Origin of the sequence: Chryseobacterium vaccae (assembly GCF_009602705.1) — a bacterium.
Lineage (GTDB): Bacteria > Bacteroidota > Bacteroidia > Flavobacteriales > Weeksellaceae > Chryseobacterium > Chryseobacterium vaccae.
Window position 1 is genome coordinate 856063 of sequence record NZ_VSWH01000001.1, and the last position, 20510, is coordinate 876572.

General features: G+C 36.7%; 20 protein-coding genes. All 20 read right to left on the reverse strand.

All coding sequences use genetic code 11. The features are described 5' to 3' along the window. Positions 1 to 98: 98 nt before the first annotated feature. Positions 99 to 1196, reverse strand: a complete 1098-nt coding sequence (locus tag FW768_RS03905; RefSeq protein WP_153392647.1) for a hypothetical protein — start codon at positions 1194 to 1196, stop codon at positions 99 to 101. Between the two features lie 78 nt (positions 1197 to 1274). Then, the gene (locus FW768_RS03910) at positions 1275 to 1988 is read right to left on the reverse strand and encodes a hypothetical protein (protein ID WP_153392650.1); all 714 of its coding nucleotides are present in this window, start codon (positions 1986 to 1988) and stop codon (positions 1275 to 1277) included. After that, positions 1954 to 2508, reverse strand: a complete 555-nt coding sequence (locus FW768_RS03915) for an RNA polymerase sigma factor (RefSeq protein WP_153392652.1) — start codon at positions 2506 to 2508, stop codon at positions 1954 to 1956. Before FW768_RS03915 ends, FW768_RS03910 begins: the two co-directional genes overlap by 35 nt. 114 nt (positions 2509 to 2622) lie before the next feature. Next, on the reverse strand, positions 2623 to 4005 hold the full coding sequence (locus FW768_RS03920; RefSeq protein WP_153392655.1) for a nucleoside permease: 1383 nt from the start codon (positions 4003 to 4005) through the stop codon (positions 2623 to 2625). A 21-nt stretch (positions 4006 to 4026) separates the two neighbouring features. Then, positions 4027 to 4626 carry a bifunctional nuclease family protein gene (locus FW768_RS03925; RefSeq protein ID WP_153392657.1) on the reverse strand — a complete coding sequence of 200 codons (600 nt, stop codon included), beginning with the start codon at positions 4624 to 4626 and terminating at the stop codon, positions 4027 to 4029. 192 nt (positions 4627 to 4818) lie between these two features. Further along, positions 4819 to 5766, reverse strand: coding sequence for an electron transfer flavoprotein subunit alpha/FixB family protein (locus tag FW768_RS03930; protein WP_153392660.1), 948 nt, complete (start codon positions 5764 to 5766; stop codon positions 4819 to 4821). A 41-nt stretch (positions 5767 to 5807) separates the two neighbouring features. Next, a complete protein-coding gene (locus FW768_RS03935; RefSeq protein ID WP_153392663.1) occupies positions 5808 to 6554 on the reverse strand; it encodes an electron transfer flavoprotein subunit beta/FixA family protein in 747 nt (248 codons plus the stop codon). A 200-nt stretch (positions 6555 to 6754) separates the two neighbouring features. Further along, complete coding sequence (locus FW768_RS03940; RefSeq protein ID WP_153392666.1) at positions 6755 to 7771, reverse strand: T9SS type A sorting domain-containing protein; 1017 nt, start codon at positions 7769 to 7771, stop codon at positions 6755 to 6757. Between the two features lie 262 nt (positions 7772 to 8033). Next, a complete protein-coding gene (locus FW768_RS03945; RefSeq protein ID WP_153392669.1) occupies positions 8034 to 8735 on the reverse strand; it encodes an SDR family oxidoreductase in 702 nt (233 codons plus the stop codon). A gap of 77 nt (positions 8736 to 8812) precedes the next feature. Continuing rightward, positions 8813 to 9721 (reverse strand): T9SS type A sorting domain-containing protein, encoded by a 909-nt coding sequence (locus FW768_RS03950; RefSeq protein ID WP_185151932.1) that lies wholly within the window; start codon positions 9719 to 9721, stop codon positions 8813 to 8815. Positions 9722 to 9936: 215 nt separating this feature from the next. After that, positions 9937 to 11316: a dipeptidase gene (locus FW768_RS03955; RefSeq protein WP_153392675.1), complete on the reverse strand. Its 1380-nt coding sequence runs from the start codon at positions 11314 to 11316 to the stop codon at positions 9937 to 9939. A 154-nt stretch (positions 11317 to 11470) separates the two neighbouring features. Then, entirely contained in the window at positions 11471 to 11749 is a 279-nt protein-coding gene (locus FW768_RS03960) for a hypothetical protein (RefSeq protein WP_153392678.1), read from the reverse strand. Between the two features lie 138 nt (positions 11750 to 11887). Next, on the reverse strand, positions 11888 to 13036 hold the full coding sequence (locus FW768_RS03965) for a class I SAM-dependent methyltransferase (protein WP_153392681.1): 1149 nt from the start codon (positions 13034 to 13036) through the stop codon (positions 11888 to 11890). A 219-nt stretch (positions 13037 to 13255) separates the two neighbouring features. Further along, on the reverse strand, positions 13256 to 14413 hold the full coding sequence (locus FW768_RS03970) for a methylmalonyl-CoA mutase family protein (RefSeq protein WP_153392684.1): 1158 nt from the start codon (positions 14411 to 14413) through the stop codon (positions 13256 to 13258). Positions 14414 to 14504: 91 nt separating this feature from the next. Then, on the reverse strand, positions 14505 to 14861 hold the full coding sequence (locus FW768_RS03975) for an FtsB family cell division protein (protein WP_153392687.1): 357 nt from the start codon (positions 14859 to 14861) through the stop codon (positions 14505 to 14507). A gap of 1 nt (position 14862) precedes the next feature. Continuing rightward, a complete protein-coding gene (udk, locus tag FW768_RS03980) occupies positions 14863 to 15477 on the reverse strand; it encodes a uridine kinase (RefSeq protein ID WP_062700027.1) in 615 nt (204 codons plus the stop codon). A gap of 195 nt (positions 15478 to 15672) precedes the next feature. Further along, on the reverse strand, positions 15673 to 17517 hold the full coding sequence (locus FW768_RS03985) for a T9SS type A sorting domain-containing protein (protein ID WP_153392690.1): 1845 nt from the start codon (positions 17515 to 17517) through the stop codon (positions 15673 to 15675). Positions 17518 to 17681: 164 nt separating this feature from the next. Further along, positions 17682 to 17987: an ATP-dependent Clp protease adaptor ClpS gene (locus FW768_RS03990; RefSeq protein WP_153392693.1), complete on the reverse strand. Its 306-nt coding sequence runs from the start codon at positions 17985 to 17987 to the stop codon at positions 17682 to 17684. A gap of 11 nt (positions 17988 to 17998) precedes the next feature. Next, on the reverse strand, positions 17999 to 19357 hold the full coding sequence (locus tag FW768_RS03995) for a hemolysin family protein (RefSeq protein ID WP_153392696.1): 1359 nt from the start codon (positions 19355 to 19357) through the stop codon (positions 17999 to 18001). Positions 19358 to 19606: 249 nt separating this feature from the next. Next, positions 19607 to 20476 (reverse strand): ATP synthase F1 subunit gamma, encoded by an 870-nt coding sequence (gene atpG, locus FW768_RS04000; protein WP_153392699.1) that lies wholly within the window; start codon positions 20474 to 20476, stop codon positions 19607 to 19609. Positions 20477 to 20510: the final 34 nt, after the last annotated feature.

The following is a 20510-nucleotide window of genomic DNA, read 5'->3' on the forward strand; positions in this document are numbered from 1 at the left end:
TTTCAAATTCAGATTATTACCGAACAAACGTTAATAAGTTTAAAAAAAATCAATTCAAATTAGCAATATAATAAATAATCATTATTTTTATTAACAATTTAAAAATAGATACTTGCAATCTCCAGACCGATCTGAAGTCCGTATTTCTTTGTAAACTGTGCGTTATTGTTAAATGTCGGCGTAAAATCTTTCTGAACAAATAAATTGAAACCTCCGTAACCGATCCCGAATTTGCCACCAACCACAAGATCGTTCATTCCATATCCTACTCTTTCTCTTTCTACAATCCTTGATGAAAATTCATTGGAGTACTTATTATAAATAACGGTTCCAACCCTTACCCCTCCATATACTCCTAAAACAATGCTCAGCTGGTCTTTTTTGTTATCTAAATAGGTATTTCCTTCAAATTCAACATATTTAGGATTCAGAACAAACCGGAGATCTACCGGAACAAAAATATAGGTATTATTAAATCGGGTCTGTTTCAGATTGCCTTTGGTAAATTCCTGTACAGACAGCGTATGCCCTTCCTGTGAATATACTTTTCCGTATTTTGCAGAAAACTGATCTGAACGGAATCCCAGTCCGAATCTGTAAAACAACGGGCTTTTAAAACCACCGACCTGGCTTTCGTATCTGAGCGTAAAATTATAGGAATTATAGACTGTATTTTTCACTTCAGAATCTTTGCTGTAAAACCTGAACGGCTGATCTTTAGAGGTCATATTGGTACCAACAAAGCTGAACGTCATGGCTAAAGAATTTAAAAGCTCTTTAGGTGTTGTTCGCCTTCTCGGAAACATTTCCATTTTGAATCCATTAGAGCCAAGCTGTAACGAATATCTGCTGGGAGGAGCAGGGTTTTTCCCTTCAAAAACAGCGTCTCTTACCATTTCTTTGGTAGCAGTTTCCAATTCTGATTTTTCTGCGTCTATTTTATCGTTAATGATCTGCTGATATTTTGAAGCTGTTTCGGTACGTTGTTTCTGCTTTTCATCGAATGTGATTTTATTTTCACTGAAGCTTTTATCTATGGCATTTAGTTCTGTATTCAACTTTGATTTTTCAGAGAGGACAATGCTGTCCACTTTTTTTGAATACAGTTCCATTCTTGGATTTATCGGCTGATTTTCCTGGGCAAAACTGCAGGTAAAAGCTGTTACTGCAGCCATTAAGGTTAATTTAGTTCTCATATTCTTATTCATTTTCAGACATTATTTATACTCTGTCCTCGTTCAAAGGGCAGTATTTTTTTATATTAAAGACTGGTTTTATTTTGAATCGATGTAGACGGTCACACCCAGAACGGTTACGTTCCCAACATTCGGTACCATTCTGTCAAAGTTGAATGTTCCTACTTTCTTATCATTTTTAGCTGCTTTTGCACGATTTTTATCATATTCATTTCCCAAAAGAAGATCATCGGTGCTGATGTAGCTTGTTTTCGTCTGCTTTACTTCTGCTATAACAGGAAGGTTAGCTGTACTGATTTCTGTTTTTTCCGGGGTCTGCGTTACTTTTTCCGGTTGTTTTACTGCTATCTGAGGTTCTTTATATTCAATGGTTTCAATACTTTGTGGCTTTACTTTTTTTGCAGGCGTTAAAACTTCCTGTGAGTTTACTTTTTCATGAGATTTACTCACTATTTTTATTTCATTTTCCTGAACTGGTTCTTCATTTGGATGTACAGGAAGATCCTGAGTATCGGAGTTTACAGGTTTGGCCACCTGTTCAAGCGTTTTTTTAACGATATAATCTGTTTTATGATTAGGTTTACTTTCCCGGCTGCTATAAAAAATAAATGTTCCCGCTGAAATCAACAGTAATGCAACAGCTGCATACTTCCACCACTGAAAAGAGGGTTTTACTGCCGTTTCAGGGTTTCCGTCCAACTTCTGGTCCAGTTTTGCCCAAAGATCTGCAGAAGGCTTTATTTCGAGCCTTTCATAGTCAGATTTTAGCTGTTTCAGTATTTCTTTTTTCATTGTTTTCGGTTTTTAAAAATTCTGTCAGCCATTTTTTTGCCTTGCTAAGCTGGCTTTTGCTGGTTCCTTCTGAAATATTGAGCATTTCTGCAATCTCATGATGTTTCTTGTCTTCAAAAACATACAGATTAAAAATCAGTCTATATCCTGCAGGCATTTGGGAAAATAGGTCTTCAATATTGATTTCCGCCATCCTTTCATCTATATCTTCTTCCGGGTGATCATCTGCAATTTCTATATCTGCATAAAGAATATTCCGGTTTTTTCTGAGAAAGCTTACAGAATCATTCACGACAATTTTTCTGAGCCAGAACGGAAAGCTTTTCCAGTCTCTGCATTCATCCAGTTTTGTAAAACATTTCAGGAAGGCACTGCTTAAAATATCTTCCGCATCATGAAGGTTGTTGACATAAGAATTTGCAATGGCAAGCATTTTAGATGAAAACATCTCATACAATGCTTTCTGGCCTCTCCGGTCCCGTTTTTTTGCCAGTAAAAAATTCTCTTCTAAATTCTTCATGTATTGGTTTCTATCTATAAGACGGAAATTCTTTAAAATGGTTGCCTGAAAATAAAAAAAACTGCACTTTTTTCCAAAGTGCAGTCTAATATTTTAATTTTCAGTATGATAAATTTAATGATTTACTGAAGAAACCTCATCAGGATTATGTTTATGCCTGAATAGAATCGCAAAGAATATAGCAAGAACCAGAGCATAGATTGCAAAAGAAAGCCATATCTGATGCCAATCTTTTACCATAACAACAGATGAAAGGGTCCCATCCGGATTTACTGCAGCATTAAAACCGCTTTTCAAAATCTCAAGGAATGTAGGATTATCCGGTGTTGTTTCCAGGTAGGTGGAAAGATCCGAAGCTGTTGTAAACTTGTGTGTAAAAAATTTATCAATGGCCCAACCTGCTATATAACTTCCGAAAACAGCTCCAAAACCATTGGTCATCATCATAAATAACCCCTGAGCAGAAGAACGTATTTTTTTATCAGTAGTTGTTTCTACGAAAAGAGAACCTGAGATATTGAAGAAATCAAATGCCATTCCGTATACAATACAGGAAAGAATAATCAGTGAAAGCCCAAATCCGTCCGGCACACCATAGGCAAAGAATCCGAATCTTAAAACCCATGCAAGCATAGACATCAACATTACTTTTTTGATCCCGAATTTCTTCAGGAAAAAAGGAATCGCTAAAATGAACAAAGTCTCTGAAACCTGAGAAATTGACATAATAATGGTAGATCTCTGAACAACAAAAGAGTCTGCATATTTTGGAAAATGTGAAAATTCACTTAAGAAAACATCTCCGTAGGCATTAGTTAATTGAAGTGCAGCTCCCAAAAGCATTGAAAACAGGAAGAATAAGGCCATTTTGTAGCTCCCGAATAGCTTAAATGCATTCAGACCTAACTGCTCTGATAATGGAGCGCTTTTATCAATTAGTTTTTGTGGCGGACATTTCGGAAGCGTCAGTGCATAAATTCCCAATAGGATCGCTACCGCTCCTCCAATATAAAACTGTCCTTCGGTTGCTTTGTTTCCTGTAAGATTGGTAATCCACATGGCTACAATAAATCCAATTGTTCCCCATACCCTGATTGGCGGGAAATCTTTTACCACATCCAGATTACTATTTTTCAAAATAGTATATGAAATAGAGTTGGCAAGGGCAATGGTAGGCATATAAAAACACATGGCTACAAGCATTACCGAAAAGAAAGAATTAGGATCTGCCGAATGAGGCAATATGAAAAGAACAGCACCATAAAGAATGTGCAGCACCGAAAAAATTCTTTCAGCATTTACCCAGCGGTCAGCAATAATTCCGGTGATGGTTGGCATAAAGATAGAAGCAATTCCCATTGTTCCGAAAACGGCTCCGAACTGGGTTCCATCCCAGTGCTTTGTACCGAACCAAAAATTAGCCATCGTAATCAGCCAGGCTCCCCAGACAAAAAACTGAAGAAAACTGAGGATGGTCAGTCGTAATTTTAAATTCATAGTTTATATAAAGTATCTCTTTTAGTCAATTTTCTTTTTCCTCCTTTTAATTTCTTCCTGAATTTCCAGAGCGGTGTCATAATCTTCTTCTCTTACGGCTTCATCCAGCATTTTCTGAAGTTCTTCCATAGACACAGATTTTAAGTTATCTTCAGCCTGTACTGTTTCTGAAAACGATTGTTCTTCTTTTGAAACATCTTCCAGCTCAAGAAGGATTCCTGCTTCATTCAGCACTTGTTGTGTAGTAAAAATCGGTGCATCGAATCTTACAGCCATTGCAACAGCATCAGAAGTCCGGGCATCAAGGATCAGCTCTTCGTCATTGGCTTTATTCTTAAAGTTGATATTGGAGAAAAATACACCGTCTACAATTTGATAGATAATTACCGAAACCAATTCGTAATGGGTAGAAACTATAAATTTGGTGAATAGATCGTGGGTAAGGGGTCGCGGTGGATGGATATCTTTTTCCAGTCCGAGAGAGATGGACTGTGCTTCGAAATTTCCAATGACAACAGGTAATTTTATGTGTGTCTCTTCATGTTCCAGTAATAGGGCGTACGCGCCTGATTGGGTCTGGCTGTACGATATTCCGCGAATAATTAGCTGTTTATAATCCATAACTACAAATATAGATTAATTTTTTATTGTGATTTCACTTTTTTACGCAAAAATAAAAGCCCGGAAAGCCGAGCTTTTATTTGTATTATGAAGAATTGTAAATGGCTGATCGTCAATGGTACTCCGTAAGTGAATTTTTAATTTATCAAAGATTGACAAGCGAAGCGAACTGACTGCTCACCATTAACTTTTTTATCCTTTTATTGCTTTGATTTTCTCTGTTAAAGCCGGGATGATCTGGAAAGCATCTCCTACTACTCCATAATCAGCAGACTTGAAGAATGGTGCTTCAGCATCATTGTTGATTACTACGATTGTTTTAGAAGAGTTTACCCCTGCAAGGTGCTGAATAGCCCCGGAAATCCCTACTGCAATGTAAAGATTAGGTGCAATTGCTTTACCGGTCTGTCCTACGTGCTCTGTGTGAGGTCTCCATCCGATATCAGAAACCGGCTTAGAACATGCGGTAGCAGCTCCTAAAACGTTAGCCAGTTCTTCAATCATTCCCCAGTTTTCAGGACCTTTCATCCCTCTACCTGCAGAAACAACCACCTCAGCTTCTTTAAGATCTAATTTACCTGAGCTTTGCTCGTGAGAGATCACTTTTGTATCTTCGTTAGCTACTGAAAGATTTTTCACCTCTTCTGAACCTGATACTCCGTTTTCTTTAACACCGAAAGCATTTTGAGAAACAGTAACAATTACTCCGCTACCATCTGCTTTTGCATGCATGAATCCTTTTCCTGAGAATGCTTTTCTTTTTACCTGGAATGGAGAAAGGTTTTCAGGAGCTTCCAAAGCGTTTGTAATTAAAGAATAGTTCTTCATTACAGCCAGCATAGGTGCAATAGAAGAAGCATCTGTTGTATGAGGGAAAACAATAATATTTCCGTCTGCTACTTCATTTACTGCCTGTGCATATGCTTTTGCAGAGAAATTCTTAAGACCCTCGTCTTTGATATTGATTACGTTTGACGCTCCATATTTGTACAATACATCTGAAGCATCTGTAGGGTTTACAGAGATTGCCGTAACGGTATCTCCTGCTTTGTCTGCAACAGCTTTAGCATAAGAAACTGCCTCAAAAGCTGCTTTTTTGTAAACTCCGTTTATATTTTCTGCGTATACGAATACTGCCATTTTTTTAAATTTAAAGATTAAAAAATTAAAGGATTAAAGAATTAGATCACTTTAGCTTCTTCGTGAAGTAATCTTACCAATTCATCAAGGTTATCAGGAGAAACCATTTTTACAGCAGCTCTAGGCGGCACACTGTCATAAGATACACCCTGAACTTTTACTTCTGAAGAAACTGGTTCTACAACCTGCAAAGGTTTTGTTCTTGCAGACATAATCCCTCTCATGTTTGGAATGATAAGGTCTTTTTCATCCACTAATCCTTTTTGTCCTGCAATGATGGCCGGAAGTTTTACAGAAATAGTTTCTTTCCCTCCTTCAATTTCTCTTACTGCAGTCGCCTCGCTTCCGTTTACGTCTAAACCTACCGATGCATTTACGAAAGGCTGGTTCAATAACTGAGCTACCATTCCCGGAACAGAACCTCCGTTATAATCGATAGATTCTTTTCCACAAAGGATAAGATCATATCCCCCATTCTGAGCTACTGCAGCAATTTCTTTTGCTGTTGAATAGCTATCCTTAGGATCAAGGTTTACTCTTACTGCATCATTAGCACCAATTGCCAATGCTTTTCTGATAACAGGTTCTGTAGCTGCATCTCCTACATTGATCACAGTTACTATTGCTCCCTGAGATTCCTGAAGTTTAACCGCTTTTGTTAACGCAAATTCGTCTAAAGGGTTGATTACCCACTGAATTCCGTTTTTGTCGAAAGCAGACTTATCTGCTGTAAAGTTAATTTTGGAAGTAGTATCCGGAACACTACTAATACAAACTAATATTTTCATGTGTACTATTTTATTATTTCCCTTTAGTGCCTAAACCCATGATGATTTTAGCAGAGATTTTGTTTGAATTAATTTTTGCTAATATAAGCAAAAAATATATTATGCATGCATAATATATATTGATTTGTTATTCAGAGCATTAAAATTAACAAAACGCCCTAAAACAGAGCGTTTTTGTATTAATAAAGAGATCATTAATCTTATTTTCTGATGAATTTTTTAGAAAATTTGTTTCCCTTAATTTCCATGCTAATGGTATAAATTCCGGGGGTAAGATTTCGAATATCTATTTTATTGTGGTCAGGCTGGGTATTCATGCTTCTTCCTGTATTATCAAAAATTTCAACTTTGGAGACTGGTGATGCAGATTGTATATTTATAAAATCAGTCGCGGGATTCGGATACACTGAAATATTACTTTCTTCCTCAACAGTTTCTTTAGTTCCCAATGTTGAACTATTTACGGCTGTCACCATATAATCATCAAAAGATGTGATATGAGCTACTGTATTCCCTGCACCAACTACTGAAACAAAATCCAATTCAAAAGGATCTACACCTGCGGCGGCTGGTGTATGTGTTGAGGCAGGACTGTAAGCAGTACCTCCAGGGGTTATCCATGTAACAATTCCTGTCGTTTTGTTGAATGTACAGTTCAAAGTAATCCATGTATTGGGTGGATAAGTATTTGTAGCAGGTTCAAGATAAAAAAGATAATTTCCGGTTACCGCTGTTGATACTTTAGTATAATATGCAATTCCTACAATTCGTTGTGTATCATATTCATATCCGGCTCCCAGCAACGTTTTATGGGTGGTCCCGTCATAAATCAATACGGTTACTCTTCCCACACCGCCTGTGACGCTTCCTGTGTATAATTTGAAGCTTAGTTTAAGGATATCATTTCCAGCAGTTCTTGCCGCCCAGGATGTTCCCAGCCCGTTCTTCCACATATACTTTGTGCCCGTAGATCCAGCACTTCCGGTAAGCTGTAAAGATTTTCCGTGGGAAACATCTACATTCACAATCTGTGCTTCCGAATTGGAACCTCCGGCAAAATCCGTATAAAAGCCACCTTGCCCGGGAGTTGATGCAGTAATATCCGTTCCAATATTTCCTATAGTATAACTATTAAAATTATCACTTTCCAGAGTCTGGGCATTCAAGGTTTGAAATAAAACCCATAGAAATGCATTAATTGATAGAAAATTTTTCATAATATATTTTTAATTCAATGTCAAACTTACTTCAGTTAAAAAGTGGAATCAATACCAGTTATTAGGTAAATTTTACACTTTAAAGAAAATTGATTCTTATTTTAACATCAATTGAAGAAGGATTAGCTCCTGTTAATAAGACAGCAGAAATCCTGAAAGGTTGTCTGTGAAATAAAAATATCTATTGATTACTACATTAAAATTTAATTGATTTTTGAGATTTATAAAAAAATATTCAATCTGGATTCCCAAAAAGCATCATTTATAAAGGCTTTGTTGCCCTGAATTCTATTTTACTCGGCAAAACTCTTGGATTCATTTTCAAAATATCCAGTACAAGATTTCCCATATCTTCGGGCTGGATCTTCCAGCTGTCTTTTTCTGAAGGAATATTTCCGTTGAAATGAGTCGCCACTGATCCGGGCATAATCACGGTAGATTTGATATTGTATTTTCTAAGATCGATCATAGCCGCTTGGGTAAACCCTACAACACCAAATTTTGAAGCGTTATATCCTGTTCCGTTCTCAAAGAAGTTGGCACCTGCCAGACTGGAAATGGTGATATAATATCCTTCCGTTTTCTTTAATTCTTCCACGGAGGCTTTTAAAGTATAGAAAACACCGGTTAAGTTTGTTTCGATCATATCATTCCATTCCCCGGCTGTGAGCTCATCCACCGGTTTAAATATTCCCAGTCCTGCATTGGCAATTACAAAATCCAGTCTTCCAAATTTTTCTACTGCATATTTTATGGCTTCCTCTTCACTTTCTAGGCTTCTTACATCAGAAACAATTCCCAGAACATTTTCCGAATACTTCCTAAGCGTTTCTTCAGCTTTCTCTACCTCTTCTCTTTTGCGTCCCGAAAATGCTACGGAAATTCCGTTTTCAAGCAATATTTTTGCGATCCCGAAACCAATTCCTTTGGTCCCTCCCGTTATATAGGCTACTTTATCTGACATGTTCCTTAATTTTAATTCCCTAAAATAATAAAAACGCTCCAATTGGAGCGTTTTATATAGCCTAAGATTTTGTCAGGTTATTTTTTGATGAATTTTTCGGTAAAATTTCTGTCGTCAGTTTCAATATTAAGAAGATAGACTCCTGCAGATAGGTTTTTTACATCAATCTTGTTTCCGTTCAGCTTAATTTGAAGTTCCTTCCCCTCCATATTGTAAACCTTAACTGCTTTTACCAAATGTGAATCAGTCAATTTGATAAAATCTGTAGCCGGATTGGGATAGATGATGATCTTTTTCTTAGGACCAGTTGTCTCTTTTGTAGATAACCCGCTTTGATTATTTAACTGAATATTATCAATATAAGCTGATCCTTCTGCATTATTATGCACAAAACGCACCTGATCAATATTAATAGGCTCTATAGTCCCTGTATAGATCAGGATATTATCCAGATAATATTTGACTTCTGAGGAGGAACCTATTATTGAAAACCTGTGCCAGACATTGGGCTGCCATGATCCGGAAGCAGACATTAACTCCGGACTTACAAGCTTATCTAAAATTTTAACTGAGCCTGTATTTTCAAAATCAACACGGATGACAAATTTTTCTTCTGCATTATTTACTCCCTGAAAGCCGAATATTGATCCGTTAAGCTGAGACATATTAATATCAAATGAAACAGAAAACCCAGTGGATGGCTGAATCTGAATATTATTAAAAGCTCCAATGATGGGAACTGATTGAGTTCCGTATATATTCTCTTTTACAATCCTGAGAGAGTTGTAGCCATCTGTCGCATCGTCGATACAGATTGTCTGGTTTAATATGTTGGGGGGCTCATCACCGGTAGGCGTACTTATCCAAGTCCCCTGAGCGTGAATATTTCCTGTATAAAATCCTTCGTAGTCCTCAAATGAGGTTCTTTGCTGAGCAACAGAAAGCACTGATAACAAACAGATTGTGATTGAGTAGATTTTTTTCATAGTCTTTTTTTTAGTCAGAACTAAAATTAAAAACATCTGAGAGTTAAAAAAATATCATTCGTCAAGCAGAAATCCGATTATTGTTATTAACTTGAAGCCGGACTGGCCATAAAAAAGACCTCGCGCACAGGATATACCCAAAAGTTGAGACAGTCCAAAAATAAATCCAGCGCTTCTTTTCAGAAACGCTGGATGGTAAGGTATATTAATTTCAATTATTTTGAATAATTTTCAAAAAACAACGGAATACTTTCAATTCCTTTATAGAAATTAAATAATCCGTAATGCTCATTCGGTGAGTGAATTGCATCAGAATCAAGACCGAAGCCCATCAGAACTGATTTTGCTCCCAACACCTTTTCAAACATCGCCGTAATAGGAATACTTCCTCCACTTCTATAAGGTAATACCTCTTTTCCAAATGCGGTTTCCATCGCTTGTTTTGCAGCTAAGAATTCTTTTGTATCACTTGGCAAAACATATGGCATTCCTCCGTGATGTGGTGTAACTTTTACTTTTACATTCTCAGGGGCAATTTTTTCAAAATGCTTTGTGAACTTTTCTGTAATTTCCTCTGGTGTTTGATAAGGAACCAGACGCATAGAAATTTTAGCAGAAGCTTTGGAAGGAATTACTGTTTTCGCTCCTTCTCCTGTATATCCGCCCCAGATCCCATTACAGTCTAAGGTAGGACGAATAGAGGTTCTTTCCAGTGTTGTATATCCTTTTTCGCCTTCCACTCCGTTCAGTCCGATTGATTTTTTGAATTCTTCAGGATTATCTTTCAGTTTATTCATTTCTGCTCTGTCTACATCAGACACCACTTCCACATTGTCATAGAATCCGTCAATCGTAATATGTCCGTTTTCGTCAATGAGCTGGGCAATCATTCTTGACAGCACATGGATCGGGTTGGGAACAGCTCCTCCGTAAAGTCCTGAATGTAAGTCTCTGTTAGGCCCTTCCACTTCTACTTCCACATAGCTTAATCCTCTTAAACCGGTAGTTACCGTTGGCTGCTCATTGCTGTAAATATGGGTATCTGATATTAAGATACAGTCGCAGGCTAATTTTTCTTTGTTTTCATTAACGAAATCACCAAGACTTACCGACCCTACTTCTTCTTCCCCTTCCAAAATAAATTTCACGTTGCATGGAAGCGCATTGGTTTTCATCATCGCTTCAAAAGCTTTCAGATGCATGAAAAACTGGCCTTTATCATCTGCAGAACCTCTGGCAAAGATGGCTCCCTCCGGGTGAAGTTCAGTTTTTTCAATATAAGGTTCGAAAGGAGGTTTTCTCCATAACTCCAACGGATCTGCCGGCTGTACATCATAATGTCCGTATACTAAAACCGTAGGAAGGCTTTTATCTAAAATCTTTTCTCCGAAAACGATAGGATAGCCTTTTGTTTCACACACTTCCACATTATCTGCTCCTGCATTCTTAAGGTACCCTGCACAAACGTCTGCACACTTCAGTACATCATCTTTATAAGCCGGATCTGCAGAAATAGAAGGAATTCTCAGTAACTCAAATAATTCATCCACGAAACGCTGTTTGTTTTCGTTGATGTAATTTAATGTCTCTTGCATTGTAAAAATTTATTTTGTTAAAAGTAAAAAAAATGGTCTGCAGACGCAAACAAAAAGGGAGAATTTTCTGAATAGCTTATCATTTTAAATCTATACGTCTTTAACAAAAAATGTCCTACACAATGGCAGGACATTTTATATGGTATACTCGTAATTAATGTTCAGCTTTTGGAGCTTTTTCAGCTTCAGCAGGTTTTGCCGCGGAAGTACTGTCTTTTTTAGGAGCTTCAGCTTCATGTTTTTCAGCCGGAGCCGCTTCTTTGTGACCTTCAGCAGCGTTATGACCATGTGCTTCACCTCCGCCCTGTACATCATCAGAATATCTTTCTACTCCTTCTTCCAGTTTCAGTGTATTTTTGTTTCCTCCTGCCTGGATCTTTTTACAGCTTACAGCTACAGCAGCAATAGCTAAACATATAACTAATTTTTTCATATGCAAAATTTATTTTTTTAAAGGTCATATGGAATCGCATTATTTTAGTCTGTCCTGATTATCCAAACAGCGGGCGATTTCATGCTTACATTTTTAATTGCCCAAAATTAAGAAATCCTGCTTTTTTCGGCAACATTTTTATACTGATTTTAAAATAATTTTCCCTTTTTTGGATTGTGTAAAAATAAGGTAGTCTTCGCCTCCATCTTTTATTCCGTATTTCTTTCTGATCTCTTCCGGTTTTAACGGATAGTTTTTCGAAATAATATTGAATTGTTCTTTCTTTTTAATACTCTTAGATTCAACAGATTCCATCTCTAAGATTCTTCCCGGAAAGTCATCCTCTCTTTTATCCGAGGTATAAATATGGGTATTGGGATGAAGCTTTTTTAACTCAAATCGTTGAGAGATCAGATTGAATGTTCCACCTTTTAAAATGGAATTATTTGGGATATAAATGAATTTTTCCGGCTCAGCGTATAAAGCCTCCGCATCATCTTCCTCTCCAAATCTGAATATAAACACAGGTTCGCTGCTATCCAGATTAACGCAGTTGCAGGTAATTCCTTCATGAGGTTTACCGGAAAGGAAAGCAACCACTTCCTTAACATCATTTTTTAAGGCTATAATTTCTATTCTGAAAATACCGGGAAGCACCGAAACCAAATATTTAAGATCAATCAACGGAGAAAGCTTGATGACCACCTGATCTGAAGATGTCATAAGTGTGTCCTGAATTTCGAGAATATCGGGCGACAGGTCTTCCAAAAGAAATACTTTATTTTTACTACTGTCTCTTCTTGCCGGATCTAAGTAAATAACATCGAAATGCTCTTTATTTGAATTTAAAAAGTCTTCCAGTTTCTGATTGACAAAGACGGCTTTACGTTTCAGGATATTCCAGTTATGTTCTACAGTATTTAAAAGTTCAGTATTTTGCTCTACCAGTGTAATTTCCTCAAAATTCTGTGAAAGATAATAGGCATCAATCCCGAATCCACTTGTCAGATCTGCAAACTTTCTGCCTTTTAACATTTCTGATTTATAGGCAGCTGTCTTTTCTGATGACGACTGCTCCAGACTCAGCTGGGGCGGAAAAACAATTCCTTCTTTCAATAGGAACGGAAATTTCTTTTCGGCTACCTGTTTTCCTTTGATCTGCTGTACAATTTCCTGTATAGAAACATCAGGAAACGGGGATTTTTTCAACAGTAATGCGTGTAAATCTGTATTTAGATTTGTATTGATGTACTTCTGAACTTCTTCATTTAAAATTTTACTTACCACGAATCTCACTGATTTTTTTATATGCTCGCTGATTTTGCAGATAACGCAGATTTTTTAAATATAAATATCATTAATTAATACTCAATAAAGTAATCTGGTAATTTATGGAAATGTTAAAATGGCTTCCCAGAGATCTCACAAATTTCACAGATGATAATTGTACATCACCTGTTTAAGATGATAACGACTTAAAAATTCCGAATTTGTGGGAAATTAAAATTATTCAAACATTTCAGCCCAACGTACGGGCTTTATTTCATTTTCGCTGTAAAGTTCTTCCGCTGACTTTTTAACGTCTAATTTAGGGTATAAATTAACCCCGATCAGCTTTATTTTTCCTTCTTCCACCCATTTCTGTTCTTCAACAGCATGGTTATAGATCTTTTTTTGTACTATTCCCTGCTTTAAAAGCTGCAGATAACCGCCGGCCTCTTCTATTTCTACAAACAGATCCCATGATTTTTCTGCAATCTGGCGCGTGATATCTTCAATGTAATAACTGCCGTTTGATGCATCTTCAAATACATTGATGATACTTTCGTAGGCTAAAACAATCTGCTGTTTGAAAGAGATCTCTTCTGAGTTTTCCGTGCTTCTTTCCACCAGATAATTGTTGCTGAAAACAGCGTCTGCACCGCCTATCATGGCAGAAGCCAATTCTAAAGTGGAACGGATCAGGTTATTTTCATTATCAGCAACAGCTTTATTTCTAAGGGAAGTTTCTGCAAAGATGTAAGGAATCTCATCCAGGCCATATTCTTTGGAAAGCTGGTTGAAAACAATTTTAAAGGCTCTTAACTTGGCCATTTCAAAGAAATAATTTCCACCAACAGCAATTCTGAAGATCAATTGATTTAAAATTTCAGCACCATAAACTTCAGTAAGTTCTTTTGTCTGAGCCAATGCTATTCCCAACTGCTGGTATATAGCTGCTCCGGCATTCTGATGAAGGGAAATATCAATACAAATATTTCTTTTGAAGTTCTTTGCCAAAAGCTCTTTAGCCAATTGATCGTTTATAACAGACTGTTTTTCATCAATAATACTGATCAGTGAAAAATACTGGTCTTCTTCTTTAGGGCTGATATGCCCCGCAAGATCTTTATTATTAACAAACAGGGCTTTCTGTTCAAGATTCTCTACATTATGTTCCAGAACAAATGCAAATACATCTTCTTCCAGACTTTCGTGGTAAGTAGCTACCAAATGGGTATTTTCTTCCACTTTCGGCAGGTTGGCCAATGGTTTCCGAACTTCGCTGTAAAACGGTTTCACTTCAATTCCTTCAAGGTTTTCCTTTTTTAAAATTGAATAAATATCTTCTGTTTTAAGCTGTTTCTTAACTAAATTTTCCCAGTTTGGAAGTATTTCTGACATTGGAGATGGATTATTTGTGAATTGTGAATCGTCAATAGTGAATTTTAATTTAGTTTAAGATTCACTATTGACGAATTTTATTCAATTTGTATTATTTTTTCGCAATATTACTGCTGTCTACCACCAGAATAAAGATCTCTTCATCCGGTTTTTTCATAAAGTAATTTTCTCTTGCGTATTTTTCTTTTTCCGATTTATTGTTCATCAGTTTTTTATAAAAGGCATCATTTTTTTCATATTCCTTTTTATAATATTCCAACTGATCTTCATATCGGCTGATTTCGCCGTTCAGTTCATTGATTACGAGAAAAGAGGTTTTATCAAAGAAAATCATCCAGACCAGAAACAGGCAAATGGTAATGGTATATTTATTCAGAACATATTTCTGAATGAGTTTGAGTGTTTCGGACTTCGGCTGGATGTCTTTAATAAGTTTGTTTTCTTTCATTTTAATGTTTTCTCAACGAATTTTTTATAACAGTAGTTAAAAAATCAATCGCTACGGAATTCTGCTTCATGTTCGGAATGATAAGATCGGCTTCATTCTTTGATGGTTCTATGAATTCCTGATGCATTGGTTTTAAAGTAGTCTGGTAACGGTGAAGAACTTCATTTAAGTCTCTTCCCCTTTCCTGGGTATCTCTTCGGATCCTTCTGATGAGTCTTTCGTCTGAATCGGCATGAACAAATACTTTCAGGTCAAATTCTTTTAACAGTTCTTTATTGGTAAGAACCAGAATTCCTTCTACCACCAATACATTCTTAGGTTCTACAGTGACATGATCTCCTGTTCTGGAATGGGTAACAAAGCTGTATATCGGCTGTTCAATAGGCTCGTTATTTTTTAAAGCTTTTACGTGTTTCAGCATCAATTCAAAATCTATGGACTTTGGGTGGTCATAATTTAACGCCTCCCGTTCAGTCAGGGTAAGATTCGGGTTGTCATGATAATAATTATCCTGTGAAAGGATGTTCATTCCTTCAATATCAAGCTGCTGGAGTATCTTGTCAACAACTGTAGTTTTGCCGGAGCCTGTACCTCCTGCAATTCCTATTACAAGCATTCTTTTTTGTTTCTTTATAGTTTGTACAAATATACTATTTTAGATAAAAATATGACAGCACAGACCAATAAATTGAACAATTAAGGGGACAAAGATATTCTAAGGTGAAAAAGATAAAACCGTTTTGCCGGCAAATCCCCATTATTTCAAATAAAAAATCCGATGCTTAGCACCGGATTTAAAAGTTTTTACTATTTATTTTTTTATAAATTTTGTGGATATTTCCAATCCTTTTATAGTTAAGATATAATCACCCGTCTGAAGACCTGAAACGCTGATCTGGCTTCTTCCGCTTCCTACTGTGGCATCCATCACTTTTCTGCCCTCCATATTGTAGATTTCTGCTTTTTGCTCTTTATTTCCTTTCAATGATATGTTTAATATATCAGAAACCGGGTTAGGATAAACTGAAATCTGCTGTTCTTTAGTAACTTCTTTGGTACTTAGCTGACAGGTATATGCCGGAAGTGTATACCCTGCAGCCGTAAACTCCTGGGTCATTATGGTAATATCATTACAGGTAAACCCAAACTGGCCTACCATATCTATTGCAGCCTGTCTTACCGCAATAGCTGCATTCTGTTGATTAGTTGATGAAGTAGTTAAATCAAGCCCTTCTAAAAATGCCCTGTCTGTTTTTTCTCTACCTATTCTGTCATAGATTCTCATCAGAGCCGATGCCCAGATCTGGCCTTTGGTATGGATAGCTCCAGAACCAGGATACAAAACGGTATAATTGGTGATTCTTCCGGCCCAGATGGGGTTATGCCCATCCCAGCTAAACATCCAATTGTATTGAGGGGATGAAGAAGGCCATTGATTAAGGCTTCTGCTATAAGACTGTGCCCAGTAATCACCACTTCCTTCACTTAATCCATCAGAATTTGATACACCTCCTGAAAGCCAGTGATGAATTCCATGTCCTAATTCATGAAGCACAACATCGGCATCTTCAGCATCGTCTACACCACCCTGGCCGAATTCTAAAGTTCCGGCTGTAGTATATTGTGAATTATCGTCTCCGTTTAGTGCATGAGGATCATAAATAACCGCACCTCCGTTAGTAGTAGGTTTACAGACAATTCCTAATGTCTCATTGATATACCTTAAACTTTTATCGATGTGCCAGAAAGCATTTACTGCTTCAAATCCCAACTCGCTTCTGTTGAACAAAAACTGGTTGGTAGCCTGTGTAAACAAACCTGTATTAGGATTGCTGATATTTCTTATTTCAACATAAGAATTCTTCAGTTTGTAAACATTATTGGCAAATTCTATATCTGAGAATGTTACCAAGCTTCTGGCATTATCCAGGCTGGCATTGGTGGCATCATTACCATCTACATAATTACCCCCATATGTTGATCCTGTCTTTGATAGCGGATCCGGATCGAATACATAACCAGATCCTGAGGCTTTAAAGCTGACGGTTTTATTCAGCTTTTTTGCTTTCTTTTTTGGAGATCGGGAAGTGTCACCTTCATGCCTATGGTGTACTGCGATGTTTTTAACGCTTATGACCTCTCCTGTTTTGGCATCAACAATGGTTTCCCAGCTTCCGGGATTGTCATAGGAGTTAATAACAGCTCTGTAAACAAGTTTAGTATTTCCTTCATCTGTAATATAGACAAACAACTTGTTTTCCTGATATGTGATCTCTCCTTTTGATTTAGATGCTTTGTATGCCTTATTAAATGCATCAGACGCAGAAACAGAAGGTACTATATCTATTTCTTTCAGGTTTTTCCTGAAACTTTCTGTACCCGTATAGCTTATTCTGCCTTCTTTATTGAAATGGACCAGAATTTCTGACTGAAAAACCGGTACATCTTTAATAAACTGCTGAAAACGGAGTGTTTCTCCTGTATTTCCTTTACGTACAGAATTTAAAGTAAGCTTACTAAAGCTCTGAATTCCTAAATCTCTCGTATTTTCCTTGATCCATCTGTTTGCAGAAGCTTCATAGGATGATTCCTGAGCCATTAATGTGCTACAGCACAGAACGCTGCCTAGCACCAGTGAAGTAATTTTTAATTTCATATATTGTTTTTTTGCAATTATTTAAATAAAAATAATAATAATTAATGAATTTTAAGTTTTTTTAACACAAAAACCTAAAAAACAAATATCAAAAATCTAACAAACCACTTTTTGACATAAAAAAACCGTTTCATTTTTCATGAAACGGCTGCTATTTATTTTATTTATACGATTTCGCTTGTTAATTCTCTTGAAAGCAATTTTTCGTGCATAGGCTTCAGAACATCCATTGAGCCCGTTTTTACAGTGCATTTGCCTTTGTAATGCACCAGAATGGTACACTGCTCTGCCTGTTCTAAGGTATGTTTGCATATTTCGATCAAACAGTTGATCACATAATCGAAAGTATGAATATCATCATTATGCAGTACCAATTTATACACTTCATCTGTATCGTCCAAAACAAGTACTTCTTCTTCATACTGCCGTTTCGGATCTTCATAATCTTTTATACTGTTATAAAAAATCATCTTTAATTATTTTAAACTTCTCCTATTTTATCAGCCAGATCGTTGATCATATTTGGCCCTTCATATACTAATTCTACAAGCTCTACGCTTTTATTATTCATTTTCAGGATTTTGAAATGATAGTTATCCAGATCAAACTCCTGATTTTCTTCCGGAATATCTTCTAATTCGTGAAGAATGAATCCTGCCAGTGAATTATATTCACTATCTTCTGACAAAGGAAGCTTTTTAGGCAGATATTCGTTGATTTCATCCAGTGGCTGGGTTGCCTGTACCCAATAAATATTATCTCCGATTTTATCTACCAGTTTATCTTCATCATCCTCTTCATCCTGTATTTCTCCTACCAGCTCTTCCAGAATATCTTCCAGGGTAATAATTCCTTCTGTACCTCCGAATTCATCAATTACAATGGCTAGATGCTGCTTTTTCTGCTGGAAGATCTTTAAGAGGTCTGAAATCTTTTTGCTTCCTACTACGAAAAACGCATCACGCATCAGTTCTTTAAGGTCTTCATGATTCAAATCTCCTTTTCTCTTAACAAATTCCCTTATAATCTCTTTGGTATAGAAAATACCAATTACATTGTCAATAGAATCAAGGTATACAGGAATACGGGAATACCCGCTGTCCATAATCTTATTGATAATCTCATTGATATCTTCTTCAAAATCAATAGAGGTGATATTCTGTCTTGGAACCATGATCTGCTTGGCAGAATGATCCGTAAAATCGAATGCGTTTTTGATGATCTCGTAGTTCTCTTCTTCAATTTCACCGCTGTCCGCACTTTGTTTTACCAATAACTGAAGCTCTTCTGTAGAGTGAATTTCCTGTTCTGAAGCCGGGTGAATTTTAACCAGTCTCAGGAAACCATTCGACATGGAGTTCATTAGCCAGATAAACGGTTTAAAGATGGTATAGAAAACTCTTAAAGGTACTGCCGTTGCCATAGTAGTCGCTTCAGATTTCCTGATCGCAATTGATTTTGGAATAAGCTCACCAAAAACAATATGCATAATTGTGATCAATACGAAACTGGTGACCAAAGAAATTGAAGTAACAGATGCCTCGCTCATTTCTATGCTCAGGGAATGAAAAATGTTTTCAACAATATGGTGAAGCGCACTTTCCCCTACCCATCCTAATGCCAGGGAAGCCAATGTAATTCCAAGCTGTGTTGCAGACAGATATTCATCTAAATGTTTGATGATGTGCTCCGCCTGCTTAGCCATAGAGTTTCCTTCTGCGGCTTTTAACTGAATTTGTGAGTAACGAACTTTAACAATTGAAAATTCTGCGGCTACGAAAAAGCCATTGAGTAATACAAGAAATAAGGCTAGCAAAAGCCTGACTATGTCCGAGTCCATTTAGAAATTGTGTAATTTTTATTTTTACAAAGATATGGAAAATATAAATAACTAAGGACTTTAATTTAGGAAAGGCGGATGGAAGCTGGAAGAGAGAAGGAAATGAAGTCACAAACAACAAAAGAATTTTCTTTTTTTGACGTTACTCAAAATCAATATTTTTCTAAAAATATCAGACTTTGATCTTCCATCTTTAATAAAAAAAGCACCGACTATATCGATGCTTTATGTATACTGTTAAGGTATTTCTTATGAATTTTTCAGGGCTTCTGCTCCGGAAACGATCTCTAAGATCTCGTTGGTAATGGCAGCCTGTCTTGCTTTGTTGTAGAAGATCACAAGATCATTCTTTAAAGCCTGAGCGTTATCTGTCGCTTTGTGCATGGCTGTCATTCTTGCTCCGTGCTCTGATGCTACTGAATCAAGAACGGCTTTGAAAACCTGAGTTTTAATTGATTTAGGAATCAAATGATCTAGGATCTCTGCTCTGGTTGGTTCAAAGATATAATCTGTTTCTACCGGTGCATCTGATGCATCTGCTTCAGGCATTGAGATCGGAAGAAGCTGTTCAGTCATTACTTCCTGAGTAGCGGCATTAACAAATTTGTTATAGATCAGATAAACCTCGTCAAATTTACCTTCTTTAAAGCTGCCCATTACACCTTCTGTAACGTGAGCAACTGTATCAAAGTTTAAATTATCAAAAACGGCACTTTCATTAGCATATACTTTACGGTTTTTTCTTACCGCATCAAATGCTTTTTTACCGATTGTAAGAACTTCAACTTCGTATTGAGATTTATTCTGAAACTGGCTGTTAAGTTCTTTTACAATAGATGAGTTGAAAGCTCCTGCAAGACCTCTGTTTGAAGTAACAGCGATGAAAAGAACTCTCTTCACTTCTCTTTTTTGAGCATAAACAGAAACCTGATCAGGATCAGAGCTAGAATTTACATTCTGGATGATTTCCTGTAGTTTTTCAGAATAAGGTCTTAACATTACGATTGCATCCTGTGCTTTTTTAAGCTTCGCTGCGGAAACCATTTTCATAGCACGTGTAATCTGCATCGTAGATGAAATTGACGTAATTCTGCCTCGTATTTCTTTTAAGTTTGCCATTAATTTGGGTTCAAAGTTTATGGTCTAAGTTTAA

Bases quoted from the DNA above. Each gene is read 5' to 3' on its own strand.
- FW768_RS03985 (WP_153392690.1), bottom strand. From the start codon at position 17,517: ATGAAATTAAAAATTACTTCACTGGTGCTAGGCAGCGTTCTGTGCTGT.
- FW768_RS03905 (WP_153392647.1), bottom strand. From the start codon at position 1,196: ATGAGAACTAAATTAACCTTAATGGCTGCAGTAACAGCTTTTACCTGC.
- FW768_RS03940 (WP_153392666.1), bottom strand. From the start codon at position 7,771: ATGAAAAATTTTCTATCAATTAATGCATTTCTATGGGTTTTATTTCAA.
- FW768_RS03915 (WP_153392652.1), bottom strand. From the start codon at position 2,508: ATGAAGAATTTAGAAGAGAATTTTTTACTGGCAAAAAAACGGGACCGG.
- FW768_RS03935 (WP_153392663.1), bottom strand. From the start codon at position 6,554: ATGAAAATATTAGTTTGTATTAGTAGTGTTCCGGATACTACTTCCAAA.
- FW768_RS03990 (WP_153392693.1), bottom strand. From the start codon at position 17,987: ATGATTTTTTATAACAGTATAAAAGATTATGAAGATCCGAAACGGCAG.
- FW768_RS03995 (WP_153392696.1), bottom strand. From the start codon at position 19,357: ATGGACTCGGACATAGTCAGGCTTTTGCTAGCCTTATTTCTTGTATTA.
- FW768_RS03955 (WP_153392675.1), bottom strand. From the start codon at position 11,316: ATGCAAGAGACATTAAATTACATCAACGAAAACAAACAGCGTTTCGTG.
- FW768_RS03925 (WP_153392657.1), bottom strand. From the start codon at position 4,626: ATGGATTATAAACAGCTAATTATTCGCGGAATATCGTACAGCCAGACC.
- atpG (WP_153392699.1), bottom strand. From the start codon at position 20,476: ATGGCAAACTTAAAAGAAATACGAGGCAGAATTACGTCAATTTCATCT.
- FW768_RS03945 (WP_153392669.1), bottom strand. From the start codon at position 8,735: ATGTCAGATAAAGTAGCCTATATAACGGGAGGGACCAAAGGAATTGGT.
- FW768_RS03930 (WP_153392660.1), bottom strand. From the start codon at position 5,766: ATGGCAGTATTCGTATACGCAGAAAATATAAACGGAGTTTACAAAAAA.
- FW768_RS03950 (WP_185151932.1), bottom strand. From the start codon at position 9,721: ATGAAAAAAATCTACTCAATCACAATCTGTTTGTTATCAGTGCTTTCT.
- FW768_RS03975 (WP_153392687.1), bottom strand. From the start codon at position 14,861: ATGAAAGAAAACAAACTTATTAAAGACATCCAGCCGAAGTCCGAAACA.
- udk (WP_062700027.1), bottom strand. From the start codon at position 15,477: ATGCTTGTAATAGGAATTGCAGGAGGTACAGGCTCCGGCAAAACTACA.
- FW768_RS03970 (WP_153392684.1), bottom strand. From the start codon at position 14,413: ATGTCAGAAATACTTCCAAACTGGGAAAATTTAGTTAAGAAACAGCTT.
- FW768_RS03960 (WP_153392678.1), bottom strand. From the start codon at position 11,749: ATGAAAAAATTAGTTATATGTTTAGCTATTGCTGCTGTAGCTGTAAGC.
- FW768_RS03910 (WP_153392650.1), bottom strand. From the start codon at position 1,988: ATGAAAAAAGAAATACTGAAACAGCTAAAATCTGACTATGAAAGGCTC.
- FW768_RS03920 (WP_153392655.1), bottom strand. From the start codon at position 4,005: ATGAATTTAAAATTACGACTGACCATCCTCAGTTTTCTTCAGTTTTTT.